Source organism: Mycolicibacterium sp. MU0053, assembly GCF_963378095.1.
GTDB lineage: Bacteria > Actinomycetota > Actinomycetes > Mycobacteriales > Mycobacteriaceae > Mycobacterium > Mycobacterium burgundiense.
Genome location: NZ_OY726397.1, coordinates 3,266,634 through 3,286,435 on the forward strand (window position 1 = coordinate 3,266,634; position 19,802 = coordinate 3,286,435).

Annotated in this window: 18 protein-coding genes; 4 read left to right on the forward strand and 14 right to left on the reverse strand. The window is 70.0% G+C overall.

Going from position 1 to position 19,802, the window contains the following annotated elements; translation table 11 throughout:
* Nucleotides 1–31: 31 nt before the first annotated feature.
* Nucleotides 32–544 (reverse strand): LysM peptidoglycan-binding domain-containing protein, encoded by a 513-nt coding sequence (locus RCP80_RS15285; RefSeq protein ID WP_308478478.1) that lies wholly within the window; start codon nt 542–544, stop codon nt 32–34.
* A 219-nt stretch (nt 545–763) separates the two neighbouring features.
* Between RCP80_RS15285 and lexA the strand changes: the two genes are divergently transcribed.
* Nucleotides 764–1,477, forward strand: coding sequence for a transcriptional repressor LexA (gene lexA / locus RCP80_RS15290; protein WP_308478479.1), 714 nt, complete (start codon nt 764–766; stop codon nt 1,475–1,477).
* A gap of 15 nt (nt 1,478–1,492) precedes the next feature.
* Here the strand turns inward: lexA and RCP80_RS15295 are convergent, their stop codons facing one another.
* The 11 genes from RCP80_RS15295 to RCP80_RS15345 form a co-directional block, all read right to left on the reverse strand.
* Nucleotides 1,493–3,667 carry an LGFP repeat-containing protein gene (locus RCP80_RS15295; RefSeq protein WP_308478480.1) on the reverse strand — a complete coding sequence of 725 codons (2,175 nt, stop codon included), beginning with the start codon at nt 3,665–3,667 and terminating at the stop codon, nt 1,493–1,495.
* Nucleotides 3,668–3,882: 215 nt separating this feature from the next.
* Nucleotides 3,883–5,043: an acyl-CoA dehydrogenase family protein gene (locus tag RCP80_RS15300; protein ID WP_308478481.1), complete on the reverse strand. Its 1,161-nt coding sequence runs from the start codon at nt 5,041–5,043 to the stop codon at nt 3,883–3,885.
* A gap of 80 nt (nt 5,044–5,123) precedes the next feature.
* Complete coding sequence (locus RCP80_RS15305) at nt 5,124–5,741, reverse strand: TetR/AcrR family transcriptional regulator (RefSeq protein WP_308478482.1); 618 nt, start codon at nt 5,739–5,741, stop codon at nt 5,124–5,126.
* Nucleotides 5,738–7,963 carry an acyl-CoA dehydrogenase family protein gene (locus tag RCP80_RS15310; protein WP_308478483.1) on the reverse strand — a complete coding sequence of 742 codons (2,226 nt, stop codon included), beginning with the start codon at nt 7,961–7,963 and terminating at the stop codon, nt 5,738–5,740. The genes RCP80_RS15305 and RCP80_RS15310 overlap by 4 nt, the downstream gene beginning before the upstream one ends.
* 13 nt (nt 7,964–7,976) lie before the next feature.
* Nucleotides 7,977–8,393, reverse strand: coding sequence for a Zn-ribbon domain-containing OB-fold protein (locus RCP80_RS15315; RefSeq protein WP_308478484.1), 417 nt, complete (start codon nt 8,391–8,393; stop codon nt 7,977–7,979).
* A 5-nt stretch (nt 8,394–8,398) separates the two neighbouring features.
* Complete coding sequence (locus RCP80_RS15320) at nt 8,399–9,604, reverse strand: thiolase family protein (RefSeq protein WP_308478485.1); 1,206 nt, start codon at nt 9,602–9,604, stop codon at nt 8,399–8,401.
* 69 nt (nt 9,605–9,673) lie between these two features.
* Entirely contained in the window at nt 9,674–11,086 is a 1,413-nt protein-coding gene (gene hflX, locus RCP80_RS15325; protein ID WP_308478486.1) for a GTPase HflX, read from the reverse strand.
* A gap of 49 nt (nt 11,087–11,135) precedes the next feature.
* Nucleotides 11,136–12,062: a diaminopimelate epimerase gene (dapF, locus tag RCP80_RS15330; RefSeq protein ID WP_308478487.1), complete on the reverse strand. Its 927-nt coding sequence runs from the start codon at nt 12,060–12,062 to the stop codon at nt 11,136–11,138.
* 4 nt (nt 12,063–12,066) lie between these two features.
* Nucleotides 12,067–12,975 (reverse strand): tRNA (adenosine(37)-N6)-dimethylallyltransferase MiaA, encoded by a 909-nt coding sequence (miaA, locus tag RCP80_RS15335; RefSeq protein WP_308478488.1) that lies wholly within the window; start codon nt 12,973–12,975, stop codon nt 12,067–12,069.
* Complete coding sequence (locus RCP80_RS15340) at nt 12,972–13,652, reverse strand: class III extradiol ring-cleavage dioxygenase family protein (RefSeq protein ID WP_308478489.1); 681 nt, start codon at nt 13,650–13,652, stop codon at nt 12,972–12,974. Before RCP80_RS15340 ends, miaA begins: the two co-directional genes overlap by 4 nt.
* A gap of 10 nt (nt 13,653–13,662) precedes the next feature.
* The gene (locus tag RCP80_RS15345; RefSeq protein ID WP_308478490.1) at nt 13,663–14,535 is read right to left on the reverse strand and encodes a DMT family transporter; all 873 of its coding nucleotides are present in this window, start codon (nt 14,533–14,535) and stop codon (nt 13,663–13,665) included.
* 101 nt (nt 14,536–14,636) lie between these two features.
* Here RCP80_RS15345 and RCP80_RS15350 point away from each other — a divergent pair, with 101 nt between their 5' ends.
* Nucleotides 14,637–15,974 (forward strand): DUF349 domain-containing protein, encoded by a 1,338-nt coding sequence (locus tag RCP80_RS15350; RefSeq protein WP_308478491.1) that lies wholly within the window; start codon nt 14,637–14,639, stop codon nt 15,972–15,974.
* 3 nt (nt 15,975–15,977) lie between these two features.
* Here the strand turns inward: RCP80_RS15350 and RCP80_RS15355 are convergent, their stop codons facing one another.
* Nucleotides 15,978–16,583 carry an Rv2732c family membrane protein gene (locus RCP80_RS15355; RefSeq protein ID WP_308478492.1) on the reverse strand — a complete coding sequence of 202 codons (606 nt, stop codon included), beginning with the start codon at nt 16,581–16,583 and terminating at the stop codon, nt 15,978–15,980.
* Complete coding sequence (miaB, locus tag RCP80_RS15360) at nt 16,580–18,109, reverse strand: tRNA (N6-isopentenyl adenosine(37)-C2)-methylthiotransferase MiaB (protein ID WP_308478493.1); 1,530 nt, start codon at nt 18,107–18,109, stop codon at nt 16,580–16,582. Before miaB ends, RCP80_RS15355 begins: the two co-directional genes overlap by 4 nt.
* Nucleotides 18,110–18,233: 124 nt before the next feature.
* Between miaB and RCP80_RS15365 the strand changes: the two genes are divergently transcribed.
* Together RCP80_RS15365 and RCP80_RS15370 are read left to right on the forward strand one after the other, a co-directional pair.
* Nucleotides 18,234–18,962: an amino acid ABC transporter ATP-binding protein gene (locus RCP80_RS15365; RefSeq protein ID WP_308482862.1), complete on the forward strand. Its 729-nt coding sequence runs from the start codon at nt 18,234–18,236 to the stop codon at nt 18,960–18,962.
* 17 nt (nt 18,963–18,979) lie between these two features.
* Nucleotides 18,980–19,786: a glutamate ABC transporter substrate-binding protein gene (locus tag RCP80_RS15370; RefSeq protein ID WP_308478494.1), complete on the forward strand. Its 807-nt coding sequence runs from the start codon at nt 18,980–18,982 to the stop codon at nt 19,784–19,786.
* Nucleotides 19,787–19,802: the final 16 nt, after the last annotated feature.

Here is a 19,802-nt window from a genome sequence, read left to right on the forward strand (position 1 = left end):
TGGCCGGGCCAGCGCGTCGAGCGCCACCGCCTCAGCCCACCGGGGCGATGAGGGTCTGCCCGGCGGCGATGGCCGGCGAGTCCAGTTCGTTGAGCTCGCGAATGCGTTCGACCACGCTGCTCACCGGGGCCTGCGGTGCCACCCTGGCAGCCAACCGCGCCAACGTCTCCCCCGACTGCACCTGGACCACCCCGAGCTGATTCGGCACGGACCCCGAGGCGTCGCGGACCTTCTCACCGAACTGCGCCACCGCGCCGAGCCAGACCGTGATCAGGGCCGCCAGCAGCGCCAGACCCACGACGGTGACCGGCGTGATCGCCTTGGCGGGCCGCCGGGTGTGCACCGCGCGGGAAACCCGGACCCCGGTGCCGCGATGGCGCGGTCCGGCCACGGCGGGCCGGGCGGGCCGCGGCCGGTTGCCGTCGACCTCCCGCGGCAGGGCCCGCGTGCGCCTGCGAGCCCGGCCCGCGGGGTCGAACTCGACCGACGAACCGGTGTTCAGGGGGTGTTCCCAGGTCTCCGGGTAAGCGCTGATGCGTGTCATGTCCGATCCTTCCGGTCGATGCGAGCCGTACATTCGTTCGCTCCTATGTTCGAATGTAATCGATCACCTGTTCGAACAGAAGCCCGAAACCGAACGTGTGATCGAACTGTTGCCGAACGATAAACCGGGGCACCGACATCCCGCGGGGACCGCACGCGACCCAGACACACCTCGAACACATGTTTGATTCTTGGCCGCCGGAGGACTAAATTCAGCCCCATGGCTGACACCGAGACCGGCAGCACCTCCGCAGACTCCAAACCGGGCAGCGACGCCAAGCGTGGCGTGCGCGACACCGCGCTCACCGAACGGCAGCGCACCATCCTCGAGGTGATCCGTTCCTCTGTCACCACCCGCGGCTACCCGCCCAGCATCCGCGAGATCGGCGATGCGGTCGGTCTGACGTCCACCTCGTCGGTGGCCCATCAACTCCGCACCCTGGAACGCAAGGGCTACCTGCGCCGCGATCCCAACCGGCCGCGCGCGGTCGACGTCCGCGGACTCGATGAGACGCCGCCGGCCGCGGTGACCGAGGTCGCCGGCTCCGACGCGTTGCCCGAGCCCACTTTCGTGCCGGTGCTCGGCCGGATCGCCGCCGGTGGGCCGATCCTGGCCGAACAGGCCGTCGAGGATGTCTTCCCGCTGCCGCGCGAACTCGTCGGCGAGGGGTCGTTGTTCCTGCTCAAGGTCGTCGGCGAGTCAATGGTGGACGCGGCGATCTGCGACGGCGACTGGGTGGTCATCCGGCAGCAGAACGTCGCCGAGAACGGCGACATCGTCGCGGCGATGATCGACGGCGAGGCCACCGTCAAGACCTTCAAGCGCACCACTGATCAGGTGTGGCTGATGCCCCACAATCCGGCGTTCGAGCCGATTTCGGGCAACGATGCCGCAATCCTGGGCAAGGTCGTCACCGTCATCCGCAAGATCTGACCCGGGCCGACGGGTCTAGTCGGCCCGGCTGAACCCGTTCGCCTCGGCCAATTCCGGGCTGGCGAACCAGATTTCGGCGACCGTCTCGTCATAGCCCGGCGTGCCGGGGACGTGGTACCGGCCCGTGCGCATGCTGCCCTTGATGGGGTAACCATCCGGTGCCCGATGCGGGTCGTCGAGCGGCAGGTGGATCGCCGGCGGGGCCCCGGCGTCCTGGCCGGCGTCGTCGTCGCGCTCCTCGGCGACTGCCTCGTCCTCGGCCGGCTGGGTGAACCGGGCGCCCTCGGAGTATTCGGCGGGCGGTGGCGGCACCGCGCCGTACACGGGCGCGAACAGCGAGCCCGGTCCGGGCAGGTAGTCGTCGTCCTCGGGCGCATCCCAGGACGAGCGGCGCTGATCGGCGCCGTAGGCCGCGTGGCGACCCGGCTGCTGCTCGGTATCGACGGCACCCACCACCCGAGTTGGCGCGGTGTCGACGGCGTCGGGGTCCTCGTCCTCGTCGGTCTCGTGCAATCCCCGGTGAGTGAACAGACCACCGTCGTCGGGGTCGTCGAAACGGGCGGGTGTTTCCCCGCGATCCGACCATCCCGAGCGCGGCGGCGCCAGGTAGCCGCCGTCGTCGTAGCCGCCATCGTCGTAGCCGTCGTCATCGGCTTCGGGGACCTCGGACCGCACCGACCAGCGGCTGCGTTCGGACTGGAAGTCGTCGTCCTCGTCGTGGCGGTCCTCGTGCACCTCGGCCGCCGGGTCGCGGTCGGCGTAGCCGTCGTCGTAGCCGGGCCGGTAGCGCGACTCCGGCTCGACGTCCTCGTCGTCCTCGGCCTCGGCTGCCGACCGTGCCGAGCGGCGCCGGCTCATCGCGAACCACGCGTACAGGGAGCCCAGGATCAGCAGCGCCAGCGGCACGATCCACCACAGCCACCAGTTCTGCCAGGCAATCCCACTGTCCTCCGCCGGGGCCGGCGGGGTGGCCGGGGTGCTGGGCACCGGAGCGTTGGGCACCTCGAGACCGACGAGCGGTTCGGCGAGGTTGGCCGGCTCACTGCTGAAGGTGTTGTTGGCGCTGTCCCACGAGATCTCGCCGCCGCTGAACTGCTGCGTGACGACGGTGCCCTCGGTGTTCTGATCGCCGACCGGCACGCCCAGCTCGCCGGCGGCCCCACCGAGTTTGTCCCACGCCGCCTTCATCGCGCCGCCGACAATGACCGCGCCGTGGTCCTGGGTCCAGAAGATGACCGGATGGTCGGGTGCGGAAAACTCCTGCATGCGGCTGTCCGGGACACCGCCGTCGGTCTCGCTGCCCACCGGGAAACCGAAGTCGCCGGCGGGACCGCCCGCGGATTCGTACTTGGCCAGGATGTCCCCGGTCACGGCGACGGCCCCGGTCTCGGGCGTGTAGAAGACCTTGCCGCCCGCGAAGTCCTGTCCGGTCCCGCCGTCGCCGATCGGGTACTGCTGCCCCGCGCGCGCACCCAGTGGCCCGGCCGCGCCGCCGTTGGCCCGCCAGGCCGCCGCGATCGCCGAGGTCACATCCGAGGGGATGTTCAGACCACCCAGCTGACCCGCCAGTTCGGGCGGCTCGGTGGCGAAGGTCCGCGTCCGGGTGTCGAACGACAGCAGTCCGCGGGTGAAGCGCTGCGAGACCACGTCACCGCTGTAGGTCTCGTCCTCGGTCGGCACGCCCAACACGCCGGAGGACCCGCCGAGCTGATCCCATGCGGCGTTGATCGCGCCCCGAACCACCCAGGCACCGGTTTCCGGGGTCCAGAAAATCACCGGATTGTCGGCCGCGCTGAAAGTCGAGTTGCGGCTCTCGGGGCTGACGCGGCCCGGCCCCTCGTCAATTTTGGGGAAGCCGAGATCACTGTCGGCGGGTCCGCCGAGTGCACGGTATTTGTCGAGAATTGCGCCGTGCATGATCTTCGCACCGGTGGCCGGCGAGAAGAAAATGGCGCCGCCCGCGTAATTTTGTCCGAAACCCTCGCCGGCCGGGTAGACACCGCCGTCGGGCGGACCCAACTGAGAGGTGTCCCCACCGGCGGCGCTCCAGGCCGCATTGATGGCGTCCGCAGCGTCGGTCTCCGGCGACGCATTGGCAATCGGCGCATACAACGCCGCGGTTGCGACCGCGACGATCAGGCCCATTGCCGCTCGGCCGACAATGCCGAATGACATTCGTTGTCGTGTCATCAAACTCACCCACGCTCCCCGACCGCTGCATGTCGCCATATTGCGCCCACCACCGGCCTCATCAGCGCCACTTCCGAATCGACGCAGCTTGAGGCCATATAGAGGTCATTTTGCAGACAATACCCACAGCTGTCGCAAATAACGTGGAGCCGCGACCGTTCTGCGCGTTATTGATATCCGATGGTTTTGTTCACCGCCGGGCAATTCCGGCGGCGTCAGACACCGAGCTTGCGACCCAGGATTTCCTTCATGATCTCGGTGGTACCGCCGTAGATGGTCTGCACCCGCGCGTCGAGATAAGCGCGCGCCACCGGGTATTCGCGCATATAGCCGTAACCGCCGTGCAGTTGCAGACAACGGTCGATCAGCTTGACCTGAGCTTCGGTCGAATACCACTTGGCCATCGCGGCCTGCTCGGCGGTGAGCTTGCCCTCGAGGTGCAGCTTCAGGAACTCGTCGACCATGATCCGGACCGCGGTGGTCTCGGTGGCCAGTTCGGCGAGCACGAAACGGGTGTTCTGGAAGCTGCCGATGGGCTTGCCGAACGCCTTGCGCTCCTTGGTGTACTGCACGGTGGCGTTCAGCACCGCTTCCATCGCCGAGATGGCCATGACGGCGATCGAGATGCGCTCCTGGGGCAGGTTCTGCATCAGGTAGACGAAACCCTGGCCCTCCTCGCCGAGCAGGTTCTCCACCGGCACCTTCACATCGGTGAAGGACAGCTCGGCGGTGTCCTGGGCGTCCAGGCCGATCTTGTCCAGGTGGCGGCCGCGCTCGAAGCCGGCCATGCCGCGCTCGACGACCAGCAGCGAGAACCCGAGGGCACCCTTGTCCGGATCGGTCTGCGCCACCACGATCACCAGGTCGGAGTGGATACCGTTGGTGATGAAGGTCTTCGCACCGTTGAGAATGTAGTGGTCGCCGTTCCTGACCGCACGGGCCTTGATGCCCTGCAGGTCGCTGCCGGTGCCCGGTTCGGTCATCGCGATCGCCGTGATCAGCTCTCCGCTGCAGAACTTGGGCAGCCAGCGCTGCTTCTGCTCCTCGTTCGTCAACCGCAACAGGTACGGCAGCACCACGTCGTTGTGCAGCGAGAAGCCCAGCCCGCTGTAGCGAGCGGCGGTCGTTTCCTCGACCAGCACCGTGTTGTACCGGAAGTCGTCGTTGCCGCCGCCGCCGTACTCCTCCGGCACCGCCATCCCGAGGAAGCCCTGCTTGCCCGCCTCGAGCCAGACATTGCGGTCGACGATCTTGTCCTTTTCCCACTGCTCGTGGAACGGGGCGACGTGCTTGTCCAGGAAGCCCCGGTAGGACTCGCGGAACAGTTCGTGCTCGGGCTCGAACAGGGTGCGCTCGTACATCGTGGCGTTGCTCACGGGACCTCCGGAAAGTTTGATCAAAACGCGAAAACTCGTGCCACGACGATATCTCAACCGGGTGGTTGGTTGAAAATCGGTCAGCGGGCTTCCGCGGCCGCCAACCGGGGCGCGACGAGGTCGACGTAGGCGTTGCTTATCCGGACGGCGTCGGCCATCGGATAGCCCCGCATGATCACCGCCGAGAGCACGGTGTTGATGACGGCCCACAACATCAGCGCCGCGTCGGCGGCCTGCTGCTCGCCGAGGGCCGCGAAATCGCGGGCCAGGGTGGCCACGGCCACCCCCGAGAACTCGTCCATGATCTGCGCCGCCTGGGCGTCGGTCGAGTTCTGCAGCACCATGCAGACCTTGAAGAAGCCCGGCCACCGTTCGAAGCTGGCGAGGATGGCCGTGACCTTGGCCCGCACCCGCGCTTCGGCCCCGCCGGCGCCGGTGGCGTCGGCCTCGAACACCGGCCGCGCCCATTCCCGCAGCACCGCGGCGTAGACGTGCTCTTTGGAGCTGAAGTAGCGGTACAGGGTGCCCAGCGCCACCTGCGCGTCCTCGGCGACATCGCGCATCTGGATCTGGTCGTAGTCCTGCTTCTTGAGCGCCGCCAGCGCGGCGGCGACGATCTGCGACCGGCGGGCCCGCTTGTAGGCCGGCAGGTCGGACCCGTCCGCTGCGGGCCCCGGGGACGCGGCCGGCTGCTTCATTTCCGCGGGAGTCCCAGGATCACGGTCGCGATGATGTTGAGCTGGACCTCCATGGTTCCCCCGCCGATGAGTTCGGCCGGCAACTGCAGGGTGTGCGCCACCGCCGTCGCCTCCGGACCCGCGATCAGCGACGTGCGCCCGGCGAATTCCATTGCCGCCGTGCCGATGCGGCGAAGGATGACCCCCGTGGCGACCTTGGCGATACTGGTGGCCGGTCCGGGCGAGTGCCCGGCGAGCCGGTTGAGGGTGTCCCGCAGGCCCAGCGCGGCCACGGCGTTGGTGGCGGCGCGGATCTCCCCCAGCACCCGCACCACGTCGTCGCGGTCGACGGCCGGATCCTCGCTCAACGCCCGCAGCACGGCTTCCCGGTCGTCCTTGAGATAGCCGCTGATGGCCGCGCGTTCACTGGCCATCGTCGCCACCGCCAGCGACCAGCCGTCGGCGGGTCCGCCGACCAGCATGTCGTCCGGGATGAACACGTCATCGAGGAACACCTCGTTGAAGTGCGCCTCGCCGGTTGCGGTGCGCAGCGGCCGGACGGTGATACCCGGCGTGGTCATGTCGAGCAGGAAGTAGCCGATCCCGCGGTGTTTCGGGGCGTCCGGATCGGTGCGGGCCAGCAACGCACCGAAGTCGGCGCGGTCGGCCGAGGAGGTCCACACCTTCTGACCGTTCACCCGCCAGCCGCCGTCGACACGGGTGGCGCGGGTGCTCAGCGCCGCCAGGTCCGACCCGGCCGCGGGCTCACTGAACAGCTGACACCAGGCCACGGTGCCACGCAGGATCGGATCGGCGAACCGCTGCTTCTGCTCCTCGGACCCGGACGCCAGGATGGTCGGCAGGATCCATTCGGCGATGCCCAGCGAGGACCGGACCACCTGCGGACGCTTGTCGAACTCCTCGGCGATGATCAACTGCTGCATGGCCGTGGCGTCCAGCCCCCACGGCACCGGCAGATGCGGGGCCAGCAGCCCGGCGGCTGCCAGCACATCGCGCTGGTCACCGCTGTACAGGTTGAGGTAATCCGGGCTCTGGCGGCCGGGCGTGGCATTGCTCAAGGTGGCGGCGCGGTCCAGGGTTTCGACGACCGCGGCCCGGAACTCGGCCTCGGCAGCCGGCAGGGTGACCGAGAAGTCACGCGGTGCGCAACCGGGTTCGCCGAGCGCGCGCGCCCAGCGGCCGGCCGGACCGCTGAGCGCCGCCAGGCTGATGGCGCGCCGCCAGTACAGGTGCAGATCGTGTTCCCACGTGTAGCCGATCGCACCGAACATCGTCAGCGCGTCCAAGACCAGATCGGGCAGCCCGGCGTTGGCGACAATCGCCGCCCCCGCCGCGGCGACCTGCAGTTGCTCCGCCGACTGGGCGACGGCCCGGACGGCGTCCCACGCGGCCGCCGCGGTCAACTCGGCGTCCACATAGAGCCGGGCGGCCTTGTGCTGCAATGCCTGGAAGGCGCCGATGGGTCTGCCGAACTGTTCGCGCACCTTGAGATGGTCGATGACGTTGTCGGCGCACCAGCGAGCGATGCCGGCGGCCTCGGCCGCCAGCAGCGCCACCGAGATGCAGCGCGCCCGTCCCGCATCGATGCCCTCGATGACGTCGGCGCCGGGCACCAGGTGATCGGTGACGCGCAGCGCACCCACGTCGCGGGTCAGGTCCGTCGCGGACACGGCGCTGCTCTGCAGGCCCGGTGCGGACGCGTCCAGCACGGCCCACAGCACGGCCCCGGCCGCGGTACGGGCGCTCACCAGGATCCGGTCCGCGGCGCGCAGCCCCACCTCCGGGCCGACGGCACCGCGCAGCGACCAACCCCCGTCCACCGGCGCCGCTTCGAGCTGTCCGGCCTCGGGCAGCACCACCACGGCCGTGCTGCCGGCGGCGATATCGGCGAGCAGCGCTCCCACCGCGGATCCGGGGGCAGCGGTGGCCGCGACCGCGCCGGCGACCATGGTCGGCAACAACGGACCGGCCAGCAACGCATATCCGGCCGCATCCAGGACGCAGGCCGCATCGAGCAGATCGCCGCCCTGCCCGCCGCACGACTCCGGCAGGTTCACGGCGTGAAATCCCTGGGCCACCAACGCCGCCCAGAAGTCGGGGCGGGCCCCGGCGGCCAACCCGTCGAATTCGGCCCTGGTCTTGGTCAGCGGTGCATGGCGCTGGGCGAAGCCGAGCACGGCCTCGCTCAGCTGGGTCTGCTCGTCGGTCAGCGCCAGTGCCACGGTGTGGGTCCCCTCATCGCCGGGCGGTGTATTTCAGCAGGGTGACCCCGCTGTCGGTGCAGTCCACGAACACCGGCGTCACGGCCATGCCGACCGCCACCTCGGCGGGTTCGACGTCCACCAGTTCGGTGGCGAACCGCGGGCCCTCGTCCCAGGCCACCACGGCCACCAGGTGCGGGACGGCGTCGGCGAACTGCGGTGCCACCGGCCGCTGCGCGACGGCAAAGCTGACCAGGGTCCCCGCCCCCGAGATCTGGCGCCACTGCAGGTCGTCGGCCAGAGTGCCGGGGGCGAGCACGCGCGGGTAGAACACGTAGCGGTCCAGCGAGGGCGAGAACTGGATCCACACCTCGTGCCGGCTCAACCCGTCCCAGAACGGCTGCGAGGTCGGGGTGGGCAGCGGCATCGGCCGCGCGGAAGCTGTCGTCATCGCTGTTAATCCCCTTCCAGGACAAGGGCTTCTTGCTCACTGAGCACGCCGCCGTTGCCGGAGACGAACGCGCGGTGACAGTCCGCGACCTGGGTTCGGCCGGCCCGGCCCATGAGCTGCCGGGTGGCGTCGCAGACGTGGTGCATGCCGCCGCCGTTGCCGGGCTGCCCGTAGCCCAGCTGACCGCCGGCGGTGTTCATCGGGAAGTCGCCGCGGAACGTCAGGTCGTGCCCGTTCACGAACTGCATGCCCTTGCCCTTTTCGCAGAACCCGGCGTCCTCGAGCGTCAGCAGCGCGGTGATGGTGTAGCAGTCGTAGATCGACACCATGTCCATCTCGGCCGGGGTCAGGCCGGCCATCGCGAACGCCTTCGGCGCGATGTGTTGCATCGGGGTGTTCAGGGGCTCCTCGGCGTACACCGCGGACTTGTAGGGCACCCGCTCGCCGAAGCCCTTGATCCACACCGGGCGATGTCGACCCGTGCGCGCCAGGCGCTCGTTGGTCACCAGCACGGCCGATCCGCCCATGCACGGCATCACGATCTCGAGCATCCGCAGCGGGGCCGCGATGACGGGGCTGGCGAGCACGTCCTCGGCGGTCAGCGGCTTGTGCTGGAACACCGCGCCGGGCGTGTGGTTGGCGTTGACCCGCTGGTCGACGACGATCTTGGCCATCGCGCGCTCGTCGTATCCGTAAGCGGCCGAGTACATCTGGGCAACCTGCGCATAGGGCCCGTTCTGGCCGAGGTAGCCGTACGGGATCTCGAATTCGGCCTGCGGGGAGCCGTAGCGGAAGCTGGACGCGCCGAAGTGCAGCGCATCCCCCATGTTGGGCAGCCGCTCCGGATGCATCGGCGTCAGGTAGTTCGCCGGGATCGCACACAGCACCGCCTCGCAGATGCCCAACTCGATGGCGGCCGCGGCGCGCCACACCATGGCGGCCGCGCTGGCACCGCCGAGGTCCACATACTCGGCGAAGTTCACCTTCAGCCCCAGATATTCGACCACCGTGGAGGGGACGAAGAGCTCCGATTCGAAGATCCCGGTGGTCACCAGGCCGTCGACGTCTTCGACGCGCAGCCCGGCATCGGCCACCGCGGCCGCGGCCAGCCGCGCCCACTGTTCCAGCAGGAATTCCGGCTTACCAGCGGGTTTGCGCTCCGCCGGTAGCTCGTGGAAACCGACTATCGCGGCTTCACCTCGCAGGCCCATGTCCGCCGTCCCTTCGCGTCTCCGGGCAGCGTACTAGAATGAGAACCTGATTTCGATTTTGCCCCGGGGCTAGGCGGTGGCGAACCCGCGCAGGCTCGCGGCCAGCCCGGCCGGGACCTGTCCTTTGATCCGGGTGCCGGCCGCGGTGTGTTCGGTCGCATCGATGCGCCCGATCTCGTGCATCCGGGCCACCAGGTCGCCACGCTCGTAGGGGATGGTGACATCCACCGAGACATCGGTGGGCTCGACCAACTCCCCCATCCGCTGCCGCAGCCGGTCCAGCCCCTCGCCGGTGTGCGCGGAAACGAACACCGCCGCCGGCAACGCGCGCCGCAGCTTTGCCAACGCCAACTCGTCGGCGGCATCGATCTTGTTGACCACCAACAACTCCGGCGCGGGCTGACCGTCGCGGTCGGCGATGACCTCGCCGACGACCGCACGCACCGCCGAAATCTGGGCCAGCGGGTTGGCGTCCGAACCGTCCACGACGTGCACCAGCAGGTCGGCGTCCACCACCTCTTCCAGAGTGGACTGGAAGGCCTCGACGAGCTGGGTCGGCAGATGCCGCACGAAGCCCACGGTGTCGGTCAACACGAACGGGCGACCGTCGTCGAACTCGCCGCGGCGCGTGGTCGGTTCGAGGGTCGCGAACAGTGCGTCCTCCACCAGGACGCCGGCGCCAGTGAGCGCATTGAGCAGGCTGGACTTGCCGGCATTGGTGTAGCCGACAATCGCGACCGAAGGCACATCGCTGCGGCGGCGGCCACCCCGCTGGGTATCGCGGATCTTCTTCATTTCCTTGATCTCACGACGCAGCTTGGACATCCGTTCCCGGATGCGACGGCGGTCGGTCTCGATCTTGGTCTCGCCCGGTCCGCGGGTACCCACCCCGCCCCCGGCGCCGCCCGCGCGACCACCGGCCTGCCGGGACATCGACTCACCCCAGCCGCGCAGCCGGGGCAGCATGTACTCCATCTGGGCCAGCGACACCTGCGCCTTGCCCTCGCGGCTGGTGGCGTGCTGGGCAAAGATGTCGAGGATCAGCGCGGTGCGGTCGATCACCTTGACCTTGACGGCCTTCTCCAGCGCGGTCAGCTGGGCGGGCGAGAGTTCGCCGTCGCAGATGACTGTGTCGGCACCGGTGGCCAGCACCACCTCGCGCAGTTCCTGGGCCTTGCCGGAGCCGATGTAGGTCGAGGGGTCCGGCTTGTCGCGACGCTGAATCAGTCCCTCGAGCACCTCGGAGCCGGCGGTCTTGGCCAGCGCCGCCAACTCGGCCAGACTGGCCTCGGCGTCGACGGTGTTGCCGTCGGTCCAAACCCCCACCAGCACAACGCGTTCCAGCTGAAGTTGACGGTACTCGACTTCGGAGATGTCCTCGAGTTCGGTGGACATTCCCGCGACGCGGCGCAGCGCCGCGCGGTCGTCGAGGGCCAGCTCACCCAGGGTGGGCTCGGCGGGCAAACGGGTGTCATCAGTCATGGGCGATCCCCGATGGTGGCACAGCCCGCGACCTTCCCGCCAATGAGTTTCACGTCTGCGCGCTCCACCAGGCCCGCGCCAATTCGCCGTGGGCCACCAACACCGACGGTCCGCGCAGGTAGCTGGTCGCGTCGGTGATCGTCACGGCGACCTCGCCGCCGGGCACCGCCACGCGCACCGTCCCGGTGTCGGCGTCGAGGTGTCGCAGCGCGGCCACCGCGGCCGCGACCGTGCCGGTTCCGCAGGACCGGGTCTCGCCCACGCCGCGTTCGTGGACGCGCATCCGCACGGCATTGCCGACCGGTTCGACGAGCGGTGTAGTTCCGCGAGGAAGAGGCCGGTCGACAACTGAATCCACCGGCGCGGTGAGCACCTCGATGTTGACGCCGTCGGGAAACAGCGCGGCGTCGAAGTCCACGGGTGCGGCGACATCCAGCGCGGCCAGCTCCGCAGCCGTCAGCGTGGGGTCCACGCAGGCCAGATGCGGATTGCCGACATCGACCGCCAGGCCGGTGAAACGCCGGCCGCCGACGGTGGCGGCGCCGGTTCCGAAGAAGTTGGCCTTGCCCATGTCCACCGTGACATCGGCGTTGACCGCGTCATGTCCGTGCACCACCACCGGCCGCGCGCCGGCCACGGTGCCGACCACGAACTCGGCGCCCGACTCCAGTCCTGTCGCGCACAGGTAGTGGGCGAACACCCGCACGCCGTTGCCGCACATCTCGGCGACCGATCCGTCGGCGTTGCGGTAGTCCATGAACCAGTCGTCGGCGGCGACGCCGGCAGGCAGCGCGCCGAGGACGCCGGCGGCCACGGCCGCACCGGCCCGGGTCACCCGCAGCACCCCGTCGGCACCGAGGCCGCGCCGGCGATCGCACAGCGCACTGACCGCCGCAGCGGACAGCTCCACCTCGGCGGGGATGTCGAGCAGCAGCACGAAGTCGTTCTGTGTGCCGTGCCCCTTGGCGAACTTCACCTGTTCAGGATACGTGCCGCCAGGCCGACAACGCCTGACTCAGCAGTTCGGTCCCCGCCCCGTCGAGCCAGCGCACCCGGTGGTCGCGACGAAACCACGACCGTTGCCGTCGCACATATCGGCGGGTGCCCGTGAAGGTGGGCTCGCGGCCGCCATGACCGTCGCCGCCGGCGTCGAGGTCGGCCAGCACCTGCGCATACCCGAGCGCGCGGGAGGCGGTCACCCCCGCCCGCAGGCCGACCTCGCAGAGCGCACGCACCTCCTCGACCAGTCCGTGGTCGAACATCGCGTCGGTGCGGGTGCGCAGCCGCTCGTCGAGAAGTTCGGTGTCCCAGTCCAATCCGATGATCGCGGTGTCCCAACGCGGCACCGCGCCGATGGTCGGGGCCGACGCCGCGAACGGTTGCCCGGTCAGCTCGATCACCTCGAGCGCGCGCACGATGCGCCGACCGTCGGTGGGCCGGATCGCCGCGGCCGCCGCCGGGTCCCGCACGCCGAGCTCGGCGTGCAGCGCCGCGGTGCCGACCTCGGTGAGTCGCTGCTCCCAGCGCGCCCGCACCGCGGGGTCGGTGGCCGGAAACGCCCAGTCGTCGAGCAGTGACTGCAGGTAGAGCATGGACCCGCCGACGATCACCGGCACCGCCCCGCGCGCGGCGATGTCCTCGACGTCGGCGGCCGCCGCCTGCTGATAGCGCGCCACCGAGGCGGTCTCGACGACATCGAGCACGTCGAGTTGGCGGTGTGGAATGCCGCGGCGCTGCTCCCGGGTGAGCTTGGCGGTCCCGATGTCCATTCCGCGGTACAGCTGCATGGCGTCGGCGTTGACGATCTCCCCGCCGAGGCGTTCGGCCAGGTCCAGCGCCAGGGCGGATTTGCCGGTGCCCGTCGGCCCGATCACCGCGATGGGTCTCACGGCAGCCAGACGCCCGCGAAGTAGCCGACACCGAAGGGCGCACCGCGGTAGTAGGCACGGGCCTGCCGCGGCTGTTCCAGGAGGCCGGCGAGCACCGCGAACGGCACCCGGCCCACGATCAGTTCCGGGAGCCGCCGCAGCGCGGCACCGTCGCCGCCGGCCAACGCATCCTCGAGGCGCTGCTGCACGGCCACCGATTCCGGCTGGTGGCCCCCGGGCGCGCCCGGGGTCAAGGTGTGCGCGCCGTCGGCGACGACCAGCACGCCCACCTCGTCGGCGACGGCGTCGATCTCGGCGCGCAGCCGCGCACCGGCTGCGGTGGCGTCCTCGGCGTCACCGTCCGGGGCGAACCATCGCACCTCGGCACGGGCCGCCGGGGCCGCGATGCCGCGCACCCAGCCGGTGATCAGGGCGCACAGCGGGAGATCCGCGGGCTGGGCGGCGTCCGCCGAAAGACCCACCGGCACGTCGACCCCGTAGCCGGCGAACGTGCCCGTGGCCGCCGGGCTCGCCGCGCCGGCGAGCGGACCCGCTCCTACCGCGATCCACCGGTCCGGCAACGCCGCCGCGCTGGCCAGCACCGCCTCGCGAGCCGCGGCGAGCTCATCGGCGGCGGCGCCCGCCAACTGCGGCACCAACACGGGTGCCGAGGGAATGATCGCGACGGCGGTCAACACGGCTGCAACGTTATCGGGCGGCGGCCGCGGCGCCGGCCTTCGCCTCGTCCCGGGCCAGTGCCGCGGTGGCGATCACCATCATCGCGATCGCGACCAGCAGGATCAGCCAGCCCGACTCGCCGGGACGTAGCGTCTCCCCGAGCACGACGATGCCCAACACGGAGGCCACCAGCGGCTCGGCGATGGTCATCGTCGGCAATGACGCGGTGATGGCCCCCGCCCGGAACGCCGACTGCTGCCACGCCGTCCCGGCGACCGCCACCAGCACCCACGCGTAGAGCTCCGGGGACCGCAACAGCGCCCCGGCGCCCGCACCGAGCAGCTCCACCAGGCCCTTGGTCAGCACCGCGAACACCCCCCAGAGCGCGCCGGAGACCAGCGCCAGCAGCACCGCGCGCGCCGGGCCGGTGCTGCGGCCCGCGGCCAGCACGCAGCCGATCAACAACGGCACGAGGACCGCGGCGACCACGGCCCAGGTCTGCGTGGTGGCCCGGGCTTGGCCGGCCGTCGGATTGCCGACGGTGACGATGATGGCCACCGAGGCGGCCAGCAGCACCGCCCAGGTCCACTCGGCGCGGGTGACGCGTCGGTGCGCGGCCCGGGCGCTCAGCGGCAGCGCAAACAGCAGCGAGGTCACCAGAATCGCCTGCACCAGCAGCACCGACCCCAGCCCCAGCGCGGTCGCCTGCAGCGCGAATCCGATCGCACCCACGCCGCTGCCGAGCCACCAGATACGTTCCCGCAGCAGCTTCAGAAACAGGCCGGCGTGGCCCACCGGCGCGTCGGTGACCTGGTGCGCTGTGCGCTGATGGATGACATCGCCGATCGCGATGAACAGGGCCGCGCCCAGGGCCAACAGGGCGGCGATGTCGGCTTTGGCCATGTCCGGCGAGACTACCTGCTTGAATACCCCTGTTAGACAAGGCGCCGCGTCGCGCGGCAGTGCGCGGAGAAATCCGCTTGGAGAATAGGTACCGGTAGGCCATGACCACACAAGATCCGATGAACGGCGAAGCGTCCCCGACACCGGCCCCCCGCCCCGTTCCGGGGCCGATCCCCAGGCCGGGGCCTCGGCCGGGGCCACACCCGGCCGCGGTGGTGCCCGCAGTCCCGTCGAGTGACCCACACCGGTTCGGCCGCGTCGACGACGACGGCACGGTGTGGTTGATCAGTAGCTCCGGTGAGCGGGTCATCGGATCGTGGCAGGCGGGCGACGCCGAGGCGGCGTTCGTACACTTCGGTCGCCGCTTCGACGACCTGGCGACCGAGATCACGCTGATGGAGCGCCGGCTGGAGTCCGGCACCGGCGACGCCCGCAAGATCAAGGCCGCGGCGGCGACACTGGCCGAGACGCTGCCGACGGCCAGCGTGCTCGGCGATATCGACGCCCTGGCGGCCCGGCTGGGCAAGATCGCCGAACACGCCGAGACCGCGGCCGCCGAGGAGAAGGCCAAGCGCGAGGAACACCGCGCGGCGCAGACCGCCCGCAAGGAGGCGCTGGCCGCCGAGGCCGAGGACCTCGCGGCCAACGCCACGCAGTGGAAGGCCGCCGGTGATCGGCTCCGCGCGATCCTCGACGAGTGGAAGACCATCACCGGCCTGGACCGCAAAACCGACGACGCGCTGTGGAAGCGTTATTCAGCGGCCCGCGAGACGTTCAACCGGCGTCGCGGCTCGCACTTCGCCGAGCTGGACCGCGAACGGGTGGGCGCCAGGCAGGCCAAGGAGAAGCTCTGCGAACGCGCCGAGGCGCTGTGCGACTCGACGGATTGGGGTCCCACCAGCGGGGCGTTCCGCGACCTGCTCGCGGAGTGGAAGGCCGCCGGGCGGGCATCCAAGGATGTCGACGACGCGCTATGGCGCCGGTTCAAGGCCGCGCAGGACAAGTTCTTCTCGGCCCGCAACGCGGTGACCGCCGAGCGCGACGCCGAGTTCAAGGCCAACGCCACCGCCAAGGAGGCGCTGCTGGCCCAGGCCGAGAAGATCGACCTGTCCAACGCCGACGCCGCCCGGGCGGCGTTCCGGGCCATCGGCGAGAAGTGGGATGCGATCGGGAAGGTGCCGCGCGAGCGCACCGACCTGGAGCGGCGGCTGCGTGCGGTGGAGAAGAAGGTTCGCGACGCCGCGGACGCCGGCTGGACCGACCCGCAGGCGCAGGCGCGCGCCGAGCAGTTCCGCGCTCGGGTGGCCCAGTACGAGAAGCAGGCCGCCAAGGCCGAAGCGGCGGGCCGCACCAAGGAGGCCGAGGAGGCCAAGGCCAACGCCGAGCAGTGGCGGCAGTGGGCCGCGGCGGCTGAGGGTGCGCTGACCAGAAAGCGCTGACGCTCAGGGCTCCCGCGGGGGCTCGTCGGGCGGATCGGCGGCCGGCGGCAGGTCATCGAGGAGACTCCGGGACTGCCGCTTGGCGGCCTCCTGGCGCCGGGCGTCCTCGGCCGCCAGCTGCACCGCGGTGCGGGTCCACACCACCCGCGCCCAGTGGAACGCCAACAGGATGACGGCCACCCAGGCCAGGAACAGGCCGATCCCGGGGCCGGGTTCGCCGGGCGCCGCGGTCTGGCGGGTCCACACCGCCAACATGCCGATCGCGGCCGCCAGCCAGGAGCCGGCCAGCGCCACCCACGCCAGCACCCAGCGCCGGGTCAGCAGACCCAGCATCGAAAAGCCCACGCCGAAGATCAGCGCCAGCCAGCAGAACAACCGGTGCGGCATGGCCACGCCGACCTCCATCGCGGCATCGTTACCGAGTAGGACGTCGACGCCGCGCGCGGCGCCGGTGTGCGGCAGGATGAACGAGACCAGCAGCACGAAGACCAGGACGGCCACCACCAACGCCCGGGCACCGGGGTCGATCTCGCCGGCCACCCGCTTCTCGGCCGCTTCGATGTCGGCCCGGAAGCCCTCGAAGTCGTCGGCACCGCGCGGCGCGGTCATCGTGCGCACCCCGCGGCCGCGGGCGCCGGGGCCGGGACACCGAGACCGGGCAGTCCCAGCCCGACGGTGCGGGGCCGTTGACCCGTCTCGTGCGCATCGCCGGCGCGGGTGCGGCGGTGCTCGAGCAGCGCGCCGTCGGCGATCAGGTGATGCGGTGCGGCCGCGGTGACGACGGTCTTGACCACGTCGCCGGGACGGACCCCGGCCCCGCCGGGCACGAAGTGCACCAGGCGGCCGTCGCGTGCGCGGCCGCTCATCCGCGCCGTAGCGGTGTCCTTGCGACCCTCACCCGCGGCAACCAGAAGTTCGACGGTGTTGCCGAGTTGCGCAGTGTTTTGCTGCAGGGAAATCTCCTCCTGGAGTGCGATGAGCCGTTCGTATCGTTCCTGGACGACGGCCTTGGACAGTTGATCGGGCAGGTCGGCGGCCGGTGTGCCCGGACGCTTCGAATACTGGAAGGTGTAGGCGCTGACGAACCGGGCGCGCCGGACCACCTCGAGGGTCGCCTCGAAATCCGCTTCGGTCTCGCCGGGGAACCCCACGATGATGTCGGTGGTGATCGCGGCGTGCGGCATCGCCTCGCGGACGCGGTCGATGATGCCGAGGTACCGGTCGGCGCGGTAGGAGCGCCGCATGGCCTTCAGGATGCGGTCGGAGCCGGACTGCAACGGCATGTGCAGCGCGGGGCACACGTTGGGGGTCTGCGCCATGGCCTCGATCACGTCGTCGGTGAACTCGGCCGGATGCGGTGAGGTGAAGCGCACCCGTTCCAGCCCGTCGACGCGGCCGCAGGCGCGCAGCAGGGCGGCGAAAGCGCCGCGGTCGCGCGGGGTCTCGGGATCGGCGAACGACACCCCGTAGGCGTTGACGTTCTGACCGAGCAGCGTGACTTCCAGCACGCCCTGGGAGACCAGCGATTCGACCTCGGCGAGGATGTCACCCGGACGGCGGTCCACCTCCTTGCCGCGGAGCGCGGGCACGATGCAGAACGTGCAGGTGTTGTTGCATCCCACCGAGATGGAAACCCATGCGGCATAGGCGGATTCACGGGCCGCCGGCAGCGCCGAGGGAAACTCTTCGAGGGCCTCGGCGATCTCGACCTGGGCGACCCGGTTGTGCCGGGCGCGTTCGAGCAGCGTCGGCAGCGAACCGATGTTGTGGGTGCCGAAGACCACGTCGACCCACGGCGCGCGGGTGAGCACCGCTTCGCGATCCTTTTGTGCCAGGCAGCCACCCACCGCGATCTGCATGTTCGGGTCGCGCTGCTTGCGCGGCACCAGATGGCTGAGGTTGCCGTACAGCTTGTTGTCGGCGTTCTCGCGGACCGCGCAGGTGTTGAACACCACGATGTCGGCGTCGGTCCCGTCGGGGGCGCGCCGGTACCCGGCGGCGTCCAGCAGGCCGGCCAGCCGCTCCGAGTCGTGCACGTTCATCTGGCAGCCGTAGGTTCTGACCTGATACGTGCGGGTCGGTTCCGCAGACGGCGCGACAGGCGGCTGGGTCGCGGGAGCACAGGCCGAAGTCACCCGTCCATGGTACGGACGGGTGCGCACCAGACCCAACTCGACGGTTTCCGCGCCTGCGCGCGCATCGCGGGTTGGGTGGGTAAGGTCTTGGCCCATGGCCGCCGCCGCTGAGAACGACGTGCCGATGATCTCTCTTTCCGCGGTCAACAAATACTTCGGTGATCTCCACGTCCTCAAGGACATCGACCTCGAGGTGCGCCGCGGTCAGGTGATCGTGGTGCTGGGACCGTCCGGCTCGGGCAAGTCCACGCTGTGTCGGGCCGTCAATCGCCTCGAACCGATCGATTCGGGCACCATCACGATCGACGGCCGGGAACTGCCGAGCGAGGGACGCAAGCTCGCCGAGTTGCGCAGCGACGTCGGAATGGTGTTCCAGTCCTTCAACCTGTTCGCGCACAAGACGATCCTGGAGAATGTGGCGTTGGCGCCGACCAAGGTCCGCAGAACGCCCAAGGAGCAGGCCCGGGCCGAGGCGATGGCGTTGCTCGAGCGAGTCGGCGTGGCCAACCAGGCCGACAAGTATCCCGCGCAGCTCTCCGGGGGGCAGCAGCAGCGGGTGGCCATCGCCCGGTCGTTGGCGATGAAGCCCAAGGTGATGCTGTTCGACGAGCCCACCAGCGCGCTGGACCCCGAGATGATCAACGAGGTCCTCGCGGTGATGACGGCGCTGGCCGAAGGCGGAATGACCATGCTGGTGGTCACCCACGAGATGGGCTTTGCCCGCCGCGCCGCCGACCGGGTGGTGTTCATGTCCGACGGGGCCATCGTCGAGGACGCCCCGCCGCAGGAGTTCTTCTCCAACCCGACGACCGACCGCGCCAAGGACTTCCTTGGAAAGATCCTCAATCACTGATGGCGAAAGGAAACTCCATGCCCACCTTCCGATTCCGCCGGGTCGCGGCCGCCGCGCTGGCCGCGCTGCTGCCGTTGGCGCTGACCGCATGCGGCAGCGACGAGAACAAGATCGTCATCGGCACCAAGTTCGACCAGCCGGGCCTGGCGATCAAGAATCCGGACGGTTCCATGAGCGGCTTCGACGTCGACGTCGCCGCCTACATCGCCGACAAGCTGGGCTACTCCCCCGAGCAGATCGAATGGAAGGAAGCCCCGTCCGGCCAGCGCGAGACGCTGATCCAGAACGGTCAGGTCGACTACATCGTCGCGACCTACTCGATCACCGACTCCCGTAAGGAAAAGGTCGACTTCGCCGGCCCGTACCTGCTCACCGGCCAGAGCCTGCTGGTGCGCGCGGACAACACCGACATCACCGGCAAGGATTCGCTGGAGAACAACAAGGTGCTGTGCTCGGTCACCGGTTCGACCCCCGCGCAGAAGATCAAGGACGAGTTCCCCGGTGTGCAATTGCAGCAGTACGACACCTACTCGGCCTGCGTGGAGGCGTTGAAGAACAAGGCCGTCGACGCGCTGACCACCGACGAGGTGATCCTGGCCGGCTACGCCGCGCAGACTCCGGGGGCGTTCAAGATCGTCGGCGAACCGTTCTCCGAGGAGCGCTACGGGGTCGGCCTGAAGAAGGGCGACGCGGAACTGCGGGACCAGATCAACGACGCGCTGGAGCAGATGCAGGCCGACGGAGCCTGGGCCGCCGCGTTCGAGCAGAACCTGGGTCCGGCCGGCATCGCCACCCCGACGCCGCCCGCGGTCGACCGGTCCTGAGACCGCGCACGGGACC